At 35.9% G+C, this 13752-nt stretch carries 8 protein-coding genes and 3 pseudogenes; all 11 read left to right on the forward strand.

What is annotated here, in order from left to right; all coding sequences use genetic code 11:
* Window positions 1-387: 387 nt before the first annotated feature.
* The 11 genes and pseudogenes from PTRA_RS01930 (at window position 388) to PTRA_RS01980 (ending at window position 13737) form a co-directional block, all read left to right on the forward strand.
* Entirely contained in the window at window positions 388-1929 is a 1542-nt protein-coding gene (locus PTRA_RS01930; RefSeq protein ID WP_058372476.1) for a methyl-accepting chemotaxis protein, read from the forward strand.
* Window positions 1930-2851: 922 nt separating this feature from the next.
* Window positions 2852-3964, forward strand: coding sequence for a polysaccharide export protein (locus tag PTRA_RS01935; protein ID WP_058372477.1), 1113 nt, complete (start codon window positions 2852-2854; stop codon window positions 3962-3964).
* A gap of 12 nt (window positions 3965-3976) precedes the next feature.
* A complete protein-coding gene (locus PTRA_RS01940) occupies window positions 3977-4411 on the forward strand; it encodes a low molecular weight protein-tyrosine-phosphatase (RefSeq protein WP_058372478.1) in 435 nt (144 codons plus the stop codon).
* 15 nt (window positions 4412-4426) lie between these two features.
* Window positions 4427-5527: pseudogene (locus PTRA_RS01945) on the forward strand (Wzz/FepE/Etk N-terminal domain-containing protein); the annotation flags it as partial.
* 92 nt (window positions 5528-5619) lie between these two features.
* Window positions 5620-6917, forward strand: a pseudogene (locus PTRA_RS01950) (IS4 family transposase).
* Window positions 6918-6924: 7 nt separating this feature from the next.
* Window positions 6925-8079, forward strand: a pseudogene (locus PTRA_RS01955) (polysaccharide biosynthesis tyrosine autokinase); the annotation flags it as partial.
* A gap of 430 nt (window positions 8080-8509) precedes the next feature.
* A complete protein-coding gene (locus tag PTRA_RS01960) occupies window positions 8510-9472 on the forward strand; it encodes a glycosyltransferase family 2 protein (protein WP_058372479.1) in 963 nt (320 codons plus the stop codon).
* Window positions 9469-10335 (forward strand): ATP-grasp fold amidoligase family protein, encoded by an 867-nt coding sequence (locus PTRA_RS01965; protein ID WP_058372480.1) that lies wholly within the window; start codon window positions 9469-9471, stop codon window positions 10333-10335. Before PTRA_RS01960 ends, PTRA_RS01965 begins: the two co-directional genes overlap by 4 nt.
* 3 nt (window positions 10336-10338) lie before the next feature.
* Window positions 10339-11691, forward strand: coding sequence for an O-antigen polymerase (locus tag PTRA_RS01970; protein WP_058372481.1), 1353 nt, complete (start codon window positions 10339-10341; stop codon window positions 11689-11691).
* Entirely contained in the window at window positions 11685-12926 is a 1242-nt protein-coding gene (locus PTRA_RS01975) for an oligosaccharide flippase family protein (RefSeq protein ID WP_058372482.1), read from the forward strand. The genes PTRA_RS01970 and PTRA_RS01975 overlap by 7 nt, the downstream gene beginning before the upstream one ends.
* Window positions 12913-13737 carry a glycosyltransferase gene (locus tag PTRA_RS01980; protein WP_058372483.1) on the forward strand — a complete coding sequence of 275 codons (825 nt, stop codon included), beginning with the start codon at window positions 12913-12915 and terminating at the stop codon, window positions 13735-13737. Before PTRA_RS01975 ends, PTRA_RS01980 begins: the two co-directional genes overlap by 14 nt.
* Window positions 13738-13752 lie beyond the last annotated feature (15 nt).

Below are 13752 nucleotides of genomic sequence, written 5' to 3' on the forward strand. Positions count from 1 at the left end.
GGTTTCAGGCAGAGGTAAGCCAAGCACGGTGTTTAAGCTGCCCGTAGGCGGGGCTTTATACCGCGCTTGTTAAAATAAAAAAACTGCACAAGGTAAACTCCTATCTATAAATCAGGATCGAGCTATATCACTTAGCTAGAACTTAAAACTAGAACCTCACACCTGACGCTTTTAATATTTTTATAATTTATTTCCTGCTTCCCTCACATTACTCAAAAAACAAACTACTCTTTTAACAATAGTTATTTGTAACTAAAAATACACTCAATATAATCAACTTTTTTACTATTTAAAAAAATAAAGTAAATAAAAAAGTATTGTAATTGCGCCTTTTACATTTATAAATTATCCTTCAGCGATATATCACCCTAAGGGAATATCATTCAAATGAATCAGCAAAAACAAGCTATAGTCGACCAGGAAGTTACTTTTGGTATTGATGAAGAACTGCTTTCTACTACAGATTTGCAAGGAGTCATAACTTACGCAAATGATAACTTTTGTAAAGTTGCTGGATATACATTAGACGAGCTAGTAGGTAATAACCATAGTATGGTGCGCCACCCAGATATGCCCAAAGCTGCATTTGCCGATTTATGGTCTAATTTAAAGAATGATATTGCTTGGCGAGGTGCAATTAAAAATAGATGTAAAAATGGTCAATACTACTGGGTTGACGCATTTGTAACGCCCATTTATGAAAGCGGTAAAAAAATTGGCTATCAATCTGTTAGACGCCGACTATTACCAGAGTACTTAAACAGTGCAGAAAAACTGTATCAGCGGATTAATAGTGGTAAGTCTATAAATACATTTACTCATAAGCTATCAGTACTCAAACTCCCTATATATTTATGCTTTAGTGCACTTTTTGCTTGGTTAGTTAGTTATTCACTGTGGTTTATTTTGCTGTTTATTCCTCTGCCTTTTGTTATTTATTATGATCAGCTCGTTTTATCGCAGCGATACCTTAAAAAAAGAAAAGCCGAGTCAGACAGTATTTCTCGCCATGTGTTTTCGGGCAGTAATATATTTAGTTTTGCAGATTTTCAAATTAAATTACTCGAAGGCAAAGTCACTACAATAGTAGGGCGGATCATCGATGGAACATTGAGTTTAGAAAAAGGTGCCAATTCGCTCAAAGCCGTTGCTCAAAAATCTAAATTGGGAGTTGAAAAAGAAGCTGCAGAGCTACATCAGGTTTCGTCAGCGGTTGAGCAAATGGTTAACTCAATTGATGAAGTTGCCAAAAGTACTGTTATAACTACCCAAAAAGTAAATCAAGCGCATTCAAATTGTGAGGCAGCTACACAAGCTATGTCGCAAACTATGGATAAAGTTTCTTTACTCGCAAATGAGGTAGATAACTCAGCTAATTCAGCTACAGAATTAGCCAAAGAGGCAGGTAAAATTGGCGATATCATGCAAGAAATTCAAGGTATTGCAGATCAAACTAATTTACTTGCGCTAAATGCAGCCATCGAGGCAGCGCGTGCTGGAGAGCATGGAAGAGGTTTTTCTGTAGTTGCAGATGAAGTTCGCGCACTATCAAGTAGAACTCACTCTGCCACTGAGCAAATACAAACATCTATAGCAGAAATGCAGTCAACGTTATTAAGCTGGTCTAAAACGATGGAAGTTGGAAAAAACGCTGCCGAAGACTGTGTTAAAGAAACACGCCAAACACAAGAAGTAGTTTCTCAGGTTCATCTTTCTATTAGCGATATTTCAGATATCACGAGCCAAATATCTACAGCTGCCGAAGAACAAAGTATGGTATCGCAAGAGATTAGCCGTAACATTTACAACATTAGTGAAACCTCAAGCGAAAACCTAACTCAAGCACAATTAGTAGAAGTTGAATCAGACTCTATTGATAAACGCTCAAAAATGCTTGCATCATTAGGGTTATCTTTCAAAGTAGATTAAAGGGCGGGTAAGAGCAGGCATCAGGCAGAGATTAAGCCAAGCTCGGTGTTTAAATTACCCGTAGGCGGGGCTTTATGCCGCACTTGCTAAAATTAAAAAGCATTGCGCGAGGTAAACTCCCAACTGCAAGCTCAAGGTTAAAGATCAAACCAAGCTCGGTATTAAAGCCAAACACGTTGTTTGGCTGGATTTTTACAGCCACTTAACCTCTACTTTTATTCCTTTGAACTTCTATTTAATTAGTCATTTACATATAAACTACATAGGGTATAATTCTGCGCTCATTTAGTTTGACATTGTGTTTTTTGCAATTGATTACAAGTGTTGATTGCTATGGAAAGCTGGGTATTAACTACCAAGAAAGCCTCGAAATAAACAGCGAGCGAACTGCAATAAAAAACCACTTTCCAATTAGTAAATCACAATAGATTAATTGCCTTACACGCAAATTTAAAGCTAAGCGCTTTATGGCTTATAAGTGAAGTTTTACACATCTCTTTTAGTCACTATAAGTTTTAGCTAAAATTAGAGAGCACAACGGTATTTACTGATAGTGCTTTTTGATGTGTATTTTTAATACCAAAAATCAAAAATTAAATTTTACCAGTACGTAGGAACTGCAACCTAGGGGCGGAAGCGTGTCCGAAGGACTAGAGAGTAAATAGATATACTTTTAGATTGGAGCGAGAAAAGCTCTGCGACGAACAGGGCCGCAAGCGTGTTTGAGGTCATAAGCGCTAAGAAGATAAAGTTTTTAGTAAAGAGTAAGGGTCCAGCAACTATATTGAAGAACCTAGAACCTAGAACCTAGAACCTAGAACCTTTCTTTTTCCCTTTATCCATGCTTTAATTACAGCGCAAAAAATAACGACTCATCGGCTGATGAGCAGCTAAATAATTAAAATAATTTTGGAATACAACAATGGCGTTACGCTGTAAATCTCTCGCTACCTCTCTCGTCCTATTAGCAATGACTGGTTGTACAATTATACCAGGCAGCCATTTTGAAGGCATAGAGCCTGGTAATCAAACAACTAATCTCGAGCAAGAGCTCGAAAAAGTAAATATTCAAATTATTGACTCGTCGCTTATTTCACAACAAAAAAATGCACGTAAAGCGGCAAAACCAATTTCTAGCCTAGTAGGTGTTAACACCAGTAATTATAAATATAAATTAGGTGTAGGCGATGTAGTAACGGTAGGTGTATGGGATCACCCAGAGCTTACAATACCAGCAGGTACGCAGCGTACGGCTGAGTTCGACGGCTTTAAAGTACAAGAGGACGGTACTATTACTTATGCTTACGCAGCAAATATTCCAGCAGCTGGGCATACGATAAGCGAGTTACGCAAAGATTTAGTATCACGTTTAGCGCGAGTAATAGAAAACCCACAAGTAGACGTAAAAATAGTTAGCTTTAAAAGCCAAAAAACGTATGTAACGGGTGAAGTCAAACAGCCAGGCGTATACCCAGTAACCGATATACCACTTACTTTAATAGATGCGCTTAACCAAGCTGGCGGATTAACTAAAGAAGCCGATTGGCGCACAGTGACCTTTACTCGTGGTAATAAAACCGAAGTCATTAAATTAGAAGACTTTTACGCCAATGGTGATATTTCACAAAATCGCTTGTTACAACATGGCGACATAGTGCACGTAAACCGTAACGACAAACAAAAAGTATTTGTTTTAGGTGATGTAAATAAAGCAGGTTCGGTGAGCATAACGCGTTACGGGTTAAACTTAGCAGAAGCACTTTCTAACACCGGTGGCTTAAACGAAAACACCGCCGATGCAAATGGTGTGTTTGTGCTGCGTAAACGTAACCTGGAACAAACCGGAATAATTGCCGACGTATATCAGTTGCATGCTAAAAACATAGCTGCATTAGTACTTGCTGAGCAGTTTGAACTACAACCGCACGACATTGTATATGTAACCTCAGCACCGCTGGCACGTTGGAACCGTGTAATAAGCTTGTTACTACCTTCGGTAGCAACAGTTGATAACCTTAACGACATTAATAACTAAGGGTTAATTAACATGTTTGATTCTGTATTAGTGGTCTGTGCAGGCAATATTTGCCGCAGCCCAACTGCTGAATATATATTAAAAGCAAAGCTTGAAGGCAAAAATATTACTGTATCGTCAGCTGGTTTAACTGCACTTGAAGGTAAATCAGCCGACGCCACAGCAAAGCAAATAGCGCAAGTGCATGGCATAAATATGGACTCACACCAAGGTCGCCAACTTAACTCGCAACTAATTGCACAAAATAGTGTGATTTTAGTAATGGAACAGCGCCATTTAACTGACCTATGTAGCCGCTATCCAGAAGCTCGTGGTAAAACATTTTTACTCGGTAAATGGATTAACGACACTGAAATACCCGATCCGTACCGTCAAAGCCAAGAGGCTTTTGACCATGTATACGCATTAATCGACAGCGCCTGTAGCGCTTGGCAAAAGTATTTATAAGGAATGGCTAATTTAATGAATACTCAGCCTAACAACAGCTCAAACACTCAAAAGCAAGTAAGTAATACAACACAGCAAGCGCAAGAAATTGACTTAATGGCATTACTTGGTGCACTGCTCGATCGTAAGTATTTTATAGTGGCAGTTACTGCATTATTTATGCTAGTAGGTGTGGTTTATGCGGTTTTAAGCACACCTGTATACCAAGCAAGCGCAATGATACAGGTTGAGAATAGTAGTAGCTCTGTACCTGGTTTTGACGACATGGCCGGTATGTTCGAAAGTACCTCTGCTGCCGTTACAGAAATAGAACTATTAAAGTCGCGTAGTATCATAGGCGAAGCGGTAGATACGTTAAAACTAGATATAACTGCAGAGCCAAAGTTATTTCCATTAGTTGGTAGCCGTGCCTATCGTAAGTTTACGCCAATGGAGCAAGGCGATTTAGCCGAGCCAAGCTTTGGTGCAGATAGCTATGCCTGGGGCGGCGAAAGCATTAGCGTATTTAGATTTGACGTACCTAGCCGAGCTATTAATCAAACATACACACTAGTAGCACAAGCCAATAACAGCGTTGCTTTATTAGATGGTGAAGGTGAGCAAATACTTAGTGGCAAAGTGGGAGATGAGCTAAGCAATGGTAAATTTAATTTAACCATACGTAGCTTAATTGCTCGCCCAGGTACTGAGTTTTTATTAAGCCGAAAAGATCGCCTAAATACTATTTTAGATTTACAAGCTGCTATCGGCGCAAGCGAAAAAGGCAAAGACTCTGGCATAATTAATTTAAGCCTACAAAGTACTAAACCAAGCTACGCCGAAAAGGTACTAGATAAAGTCGCTGCTATTTATGTACGCCGTAACGTAGAGCGAAATAGTGCTGAAGCTCAAAAGTCGCTAGAGTTCTTAGAAGTGCAACTGCCTGAAATTAAAAAACAACTTGAATTTGCAGAGCAGCGCTTTAACGACTACCAAATTAAACGCCAATCAATAAACATAACACTCGAAACCCAAGGCGTGCTTGAACAAGTAGTCGTGCTTGAAACTAAATTACAAGAGCTAGAACTAAAGCGCCTAGAGATCAGTCGTAAATTTAAAAAAGACCACCCAACCTACCTAATGCCGATCAGTTAAGGTTAATTGATCGGTTGACCGATCTAAATGATCGTGAATAATCCGTAATTAGTTTCGCTAATTACGGATTTTTTATGGATATTCAAACAGCTCTTTCGACCACTTTCTCATCTGCCGAGGAATTTACAGCGCTTGATAACTTATCTGGCATATTAGATCCCGAATTACTTAACCAAGCTTTTGAAAAATCGGGGGTCGCCACCGTTCGTAAACGTCGTTTACCACTCGACGCTGTCGTTTGGTCTGTGATTGGTATGAGTTTATTTCGTCATGAATCTGTTTGGGATATAGCCTCTAAAATGGACATCGCCTTACCAGGTAAAGGGAAACTAGTTGCCCCTAGTGCCATGGTTCAAGCGAGACAACGCTTAGGTGAAGGTGCTGTCGAGCAGGTCTTCAAGATGATGGCGTCACGGCATTATAATCATGCCCACTTTGATACATTTTGTGGCTTAAATCTATTAGCTGTTGATGGGGTTGTCTTTCGTACACATGATACGCCAGAGAATAAAGACGTATTTGGATGTGGCTCAACCCAGTATGGTGAAAATACCTATCCGCAAATTCGGATGGTATGCCACATGGAGCTAACGAGTCATCAACTCATTAATTGTGCTTTTAACGGGCAGCATCAAGGGGAGATGACACTCGCTGAAGAACTCATTGAAGGCACACCGGATAACTCATTAACCTTATTTGATCGCGGTTATTATTCATTAGGGCTTTTGCATCGTTGGCATCAAGCAGGGACTGAAAGACACTGGATGATACCATAAAGAAAATGAGTAAAAATGACCAGTTAGTGCGTCTTAAAACATCGCCACAAGCGCGAAAAAAGTTTACTGACTTGCCAGAGTTTATAGAAGCTCGGCTGCTTACCTACACGCATAATAATAAGCAGTATCAGATTCTTACATCAATGCTTGATGTAATGCGTTACCCATCAAAAGAAATAGCTGATTTGTACATGCATCGCTGGGAAATAGAAATAGGATATCGAGAAATAAAACAAACGATGCTGCACTCAAACTATATCCTACGCTCAAAAAGGCCGGATATGATAAGGCAAGAATTGTGGGGGTTACTAATTGCCTACAATATTATAAGAATAGCCATGCGTGAGGCGGCAGAGTTACTGGAAGTATGGCCAAATCAACTGAGTTTTTCTCATTGTTCAAGGCATATCAACGTATTTCTGTTAACTATCCCACTGACAAGTCCGGGAAATTTACCAAAACACTATGAGCATTTATTAGAAACGCTGACGCTATTTCAGTTACCGACAAGGCGTCATGAGCGCAGCTTTCCACGATGTGTGAAAAAGAAACCATCTAAATATCCGTATAAAAAAAAGCCAGTCAGTGTTAACTGACTGGCATTACCCAACCTACCAAGGTTTAGTTGAGCAAATAGCCGCAGTTAAAGAGCAGCGTAAAGCTTTAGTGGGCGAGGTAGGGAACCTACCTGAAACCCAACAAGAGTTGTTGCGTTTAAAGCGTGACGTAGAAGTAAGTAATCAAATTTATACGCTACTACTAGGTAAAACCCAAGAGCTTGATATAGTCCGTGCGGGTACAGTCGGTAATGTACGTATTATTGACTACGCTGAGGTAAATACCAGTAAACCAGTAAAACCTAAAAAAGCCTTGATAGTTGTAATGGCTACTATGCTAGGTGGTATGCTAGGTGTCGCTATTGTATTAGTACAAAAAGCTATGCATAAAGGGGTGGAAGATCCAAGCGAAATTGAAGCACTAGGTATCCCTGTTTATGCCAGCGTACCGCACTCAGAGCATCAAGATAAACTTGCCGGCTTTAACAAAGGACGCAAGAGCAAGGCAGCGAAAGCTAAATCCATACTCGCAACAGACAATCCTGCAGATCTAGCGGTTGAGGCACTACGTAGCTTACGCACAAGCTTGCACTTTGCGATGATGGAAGCTAAAAATAATGTTATTGCCATATCTGGGCCAAGTCCTGGTGTAGGTAAGTCGTTCATATCGGTTAACTTGGCAGTCGTATTAGCGCAAAGTGGTAAAAAAGTATTGATTGTAGATGCTGACATGCGTAAAGGTTACTTACAAACACAGTTCAATATAGAGGCAGCAGAAGGCTTAAGTGACTACCTATCGGGGCGTTTAAACCTAAGGCAAGTAACTAAAGCAACTAAAGTTGAAGGGTTAAGTGTAATTACTCGCGGGCAAATACCACCTAACCCATCAGAATTATTAATGCACAGCAACTTTAGTAAGTTTATAGCAGAGCTAAGTACCGCTTACGATTTGGTCATTATAGATACACCGCCTATATTAGCGGTAACCGATCCCGCTATTGTAAGCGCCCATGCAGGTACTACGTTATTAGTAACCCGCTTTGGTCAAAACCATTTACGTGAAATAGAGCTAACCCGTAATCGCTTTGAGCAAAATGGCATAGATATAAAAGGCGTGGTATTTAACGGTGTACTTAAAAAAGCCAGCAACGCTTACGGATATTATGGTTACTATAATTATGAATATAAAAGTGACGCATAAATAGAGTGATTTTTTGAGGGCCTATTGGGCACTTTTTATAAAAAGCACAAAAACAAGCAATTACAATGAGATAGTCTAAATTGACTGTCTCAATTTAGAATGAAGTGTCTCAGTGGAGTGTAATATTACTGAGATACTAAATTGCTAAAATACAATTTATCCTTAAAGTTATTGCTCACTTTTGTGATGTCCTTGCGTTGTCGTATCTCTTTTTCTTGCAAGAGAAAATGCTTTATAAATTGTCCCTATATGAAAATATATTCGTAAATTAAAATTAATTACTATAGTTATATCATCCTTATAGTCTTTAATTTTAAAGTATGTGGTGAAAAGGCATATACTTATCTGAATATCATTTTAGGAGAAGTGTTACACCTGCGACAATGATTGTATTTGTATTCGAAGATAAATAAAATGTTGAGTGATAATTGTGCTTAAATTAAGTGTTGTTGTACCTATTTATAATGTTGAGTTGTACTTAGAAGATTGTTTGAGATCATTGAGTAATCAACAAAGAGAAGATATTGAGTTCATTTTAATTAATGATGGCTCTACTGATAAATCAAAAGAAGTTGCGGAAGGATTTGTTAATATAGACTCTAGGTTTAAACTCTTTAATTATAAAAATGGGGGGTTGTCTTTTGCTAGAAATATGGGAGTTAAACATTCACAAGGGGAATATATATCATTTTTAGATAGTGATGATATGTATGAAATTGGATGTGTTAATTTGATAATTAAAACTATGGATAGTGATAATTTAGATATGCTCTACTTTGATCGCAAACTATTTCTAGACGGAGGTGACAGCTCTAATATAACCAGTACTTTTAAAAGAGACATTAGAGTAATAGATAAAGTAATGAGTGGACAAGAGTTCTTTTGTTTAATGTCAAAATATAGGAACTACTCCAGTTCAGCATGTTATTTTTCTTGTAAAAGATCTTTGTTGGAAGGTACTTTCTTTGAGGAAGGACTGCTACATGAGGATGAACTTTTTACTCCTCAACTATTGTTGGATATAAAAGTTAAGCGAGTTCTTTGTTTAGGCTCTAAATTATACATAAGAAGAGTTCGAGAAAACTCAATTATGACTCAAAAAGTTAGTATGAGAAATGTAGAAAGTTACAAGTTCGTATGCGAAAAATTAGCAAAAATTAAAGTTGAGAATGACATTACAAAAAGCTATTTAGATACTCACTTAAAAAAGTTAGTGTTTTTATTTACGAAAAAAAAATTAGAATATGAACGCAATATATCTTTCAAAGATAAAAGAAATATTATTAACTGGGTTTCAAGCTTAAGTTTAAAAAAGAACTTCTTATATTATATGCTCTTAGCATTTATTTGTTTTCCTTGGTTATTGCATATGAAAAATAGGATTTTTAAGTGATTAAAATTGCAAAAAAAGTTAAAGGTCATCTTACCCAAAAGTTTCCTAAGCTAATGACTAGAGTTGATATCTTCTATAGGCATGGTTATTGGCCTAACTTTAAAACACCTCGCTCCTTTAATGAAAAGATTGCACTAAGAAAGTTAAATCCACTCCCTATTTATACAGAGTTATCTGATAAGTACCTTGTACGTAAATTTGTTGAAAAAACTATAGGTCCAGAGTACTTAATTCCTCTTTACAAAGTTGTTGATAGGCTTTGTCTTGAAGATTTAAGAGATTTACCTAGTAATTATGTAATTAAGTCAAATCATGCAAGTGGTTCAGAGCATATTACAATTGTAAATGAGGAAAGTAAGCTTAATAAGATTGATATAGTAAATAAATTTAAAAACTCCTTGTTGCAACCATATGGTTTGAACTCAGCCGAATTACATTATAAAGAAATTAAGAGAAAGGTAATTATAGAAAAATTTATTTCAGATAATGGAAAGGTGCCAGTTGATTACAAGTTTCATGTATTTAATAAAAAAGGTAAGACGAAGTGGTTTTTACAAATAGATATAGATAGGCAGATTAATCATAAACGAGTCTTATTGGATGATGAATTAAAACAAGTTGAATTTGATATTCAGCATAAGAGTTTTGCTTGGGAGCCTATTTATAATAAAGAAATATTTCAGATGGCAGAGTTAGCAAAAAAGTTAAGTTCTAACTTTAATTATTGTCGTGTTGATTTCTACTTAGTTAATGGGGATATATTTTTTGGTGAAATGACATTTACCCATGGTGGGGGGTGTGAAGTTTTTTATCCAAAAGCCGCTGATTTTATTTTTGGTGATCATTGGGATTATAACGGTTAATAAATGCATACTATGAAGCTGACAAACTTAGCTATATTATTTTTATTAATATGCCACTCTTTATACGCATACGCTACCATCACTCACGATGTATATTTTGATGTTAATACTCTATCATCAGGTATGGTAGCTTTAATGCTGGTTACTTTTTTATTAGCCAAAGTTGACAGTAGCTATATAAATGTATTTAGCTTGTTTTTACTAAGCTTATCCCTATTTATTGGTGGACGATATATTTATAATTTCTTAGGAGGTGAAGAAAATATATTTAAAATCAGTTTTTTTACATTTTACACGCTTGAAACATCGGAATTTAATCGGCTTACTGTTTATGTTAGCTCTATGTTTATATATTTACTAGTGGGTTGGAGTGTTCTCTCTAAATCAAAGAGTGATAATAAAAATAAAAGGGATGCTTTACTGCAAGGCAATAATGAGAGTCTTATTTTATTTGCTTCGATAATTATTAGTTTATTATATCTATATAGTGAGTTCTTGCTTTTCATTAATGTTATTTCGGGCGGATATCTTGCCTTATACGCATCGCAAGGAGGTGAATTTAGTTTTAGTCTTAACCCAAAAACTCCTTTCTTTATACTTTTAGCTCTTTCGCTGGCTTTTAATGTAAAAAAATCTAGGAAGGTTTTACTCATTGCATTATCTATCTCTGGCTTGTTAGGAATACTAATGGGGCAGCGTGGTCAATTTTTTACAATGGTGTTCTTTTTTGTATGGTATTACTCAACCCTTACTAATTTCAACTTTACCTCGATCCTGAAGTCATTATTAATAGCAGTACCTGTTTCATTAGTTATGATGAGTTTAAGTTTCCGTTCATTTGAAAGTAGTGCATCTATATATGAGTCTATAATTCACTTTTTATATAGTAACGGAATAAGTTTAATGGTTTTCGATGCAAGTACAAAAATTGACGATTACCCACTTTTACCGGGAGTTCAAAGTTTTGTAATTGGAGCATCTAAAGTATTAAGTTTATTCCAAGATTTCCCTTCTTATACGACTAGTTATTCAGGCTATATATCTTGGTTTTATAATTCAAAAGCTTATTTCAGTGGCCAAGGATTAGGTTGGTCATTACCAAGTTCTTTCTATGTTTGGTCTTCTGGAAATATATATATATATAACATTTTCTTTATTTTGTTCGGTATGCAAATAAGGTTTATAAACAATGTCTATAATCGCTCTCCATTTTGGTTTGGGCTAAGTGTCTGCTTTATTTACAATCTGTTTTTTGTTGGGAGAAGCCAGCTTTCAGATATCTACCCAATATGTACTTACTATATCATAGCGTACTTCTTATACACTAGGTTTTGTCAGGTGAAAAAAGTATGGTAGTAAATACAATATTTGCATTTTTTATCAAGGTGTTATCCGCAGCAATTAGTTTTCTTGGTAATATGCTAGTAACAAGGAGTTTGAGCCTTGAAAGTTCCGGGGGGTACTTTATAGCACTTTCGGTAGTTACTTTCTTGACCCCGTTTTGTGCGTTAGGAATGAATAATTACATGTTAAGAGAAGTTGCCACTGGTAGTGCTAAGAGAACTGATACATTAATACTAAACTCTATATGTATTTCTTTTGCTTTAGGGGGACTAGGAGCTATATTTATCTCTCTCTTTGCTAACCAGATAACAAGTACGCTGTTTAATGTTAGTTCATTAGGAAAAACTTTAAGCTTATTTGCATTTGCTTTACCTTTTTTTGTTACAAGTATATTAATTAGTCATATATTACAAGGGTTTGGTTATTTAAAAAAAGCACTATTCTTGTCAGGACCTTTATTGTACACCTTTCTTATCGTGTTAATTTTAACATTTAAGCCAGATAACAATATTGATATAGCATTTTTTTATTTATCGTCATGTATTTGCGTATTTTTAATATCAATTTATCAAATCAAAGGGAGTCTTAAAGGTACTAAGTTGTTGAGTAAAAGAATAACTAGAGTACTTATTAATAAATCTAAAAACTTAATGGTTGTAGAGGTTTTAGCCGTAATTACACTCACTTTAACAACTTTTTATTTGGCGTTCTTTTCGAATAGTAAGGAGGTTGCGATATTTTCAGTAGCAGTAAAAATATCTACTCTAGTGGCTTTTGTTTTATTTGCTCTTAATAGGGTTAGTGCACATTCTTTTTCAAAGCTTTACTATGAAAAAAATATAATAAAACTTAGAGAGAACTACTTTAAATTCTTGTTATTTTCAGTAGTTTTATGCCTGCCTTTTTTATTTTTTCTTTTATTGTACCCATCGTTTTTTCTCAATTTTTTCGGGGGTGAATTTAAACAAGGAAAAGTTGTTTTACAAATATTAGCTTTATCACAGCTTTTTGTTGTTTGTTCAGGGACATCAATTTATCTCCTGATAATGACAGGTTTGGATGCACATCATCGAAGGAATATTCTAGTTAGCTTCATCATTAGTGCTGCTATAGGGGCACCTTTAGTAAATTACTTAGGAGGGACTGGGGCTGCAATAATGATATTGACAAATAACTGTATTTTATTCTTTTTGACAATATTTTCAGTTTTTAATTCAAAGGTATTAAGTTTTAATGGAAAAGCCTAAAGTTTCAGTAGTAATTACTACATACAATAGAATTTTTTTTTTAGAAAGAGCATTAAGATCATTAGAAATTCAAACATTTAAGGATTTTGAAGTTGTCGTATCTGATGATTGCTCTGATGTAGATGTGTATAGTTATTTAGAGAATTATAAAAGTAGCAGCAAGCTTACTATACGTTACCGACGAAACAGTGAAAATAAAGGTGCTTGCTACACTCGCAATGAAGGAATAAAAATGGCAAAAGGGAAATATATCGCAGGCCTGGACGACGATGATGAGTTTATATCGGCAAGGTTAGAATTACTTTTAAAAGCGTATAATTCCAAGTTGTCTTTTGTCACGTCAAATACAATTGTAGTTAATAAATCAGGAAGTTCGAACTTATTTAAGTCAGAGAGGCTAATAGATCTAAATGATATGCTATGGGGGAACATAGCTGGTACGCAAATTTTAACAGAAAAAACAAAAATTTTAGAAATAGGTGGGTTTGATGAGGACCTAACATCAGCACAAGATGCAGATATGTGGTTAAGATTAATAGAGCGCTTTGGACCGGCATTAAGATTGAAAGACCCACTTTACGTTTTACATACCGAGCATGAACAGGGGCGAATTTCGACATCAAAACATAAAATAAAAGGGCTTTTACACGCTTATAATAAACATTCTAGTAAAATGAATAAAGGGCAAAAGTCACTACATAAATTTAAATTGGAGCTTTACAAAAAAAATAAAAAAATGAAACTAGAGGTTCTTAAGTTTTTTTCTTTCCGTTTTATTCCTTACTTGGTTTATCGAAAGCTATTTATTTAATTTTATAAGGTTATT

Origin of the sequence: Pseudoalteromonas translucida KMM 520, assembly GCF_001465295.1 — a bacterium.
GTDB classification, from domain to species: domain Bacteria; phylum Pseudomonadota; class Gammaproteobacteria; order Enterobacterales; family Alteromonadaceae; genus Pseudoalteromonas; species Pseudoalteromonas translucida.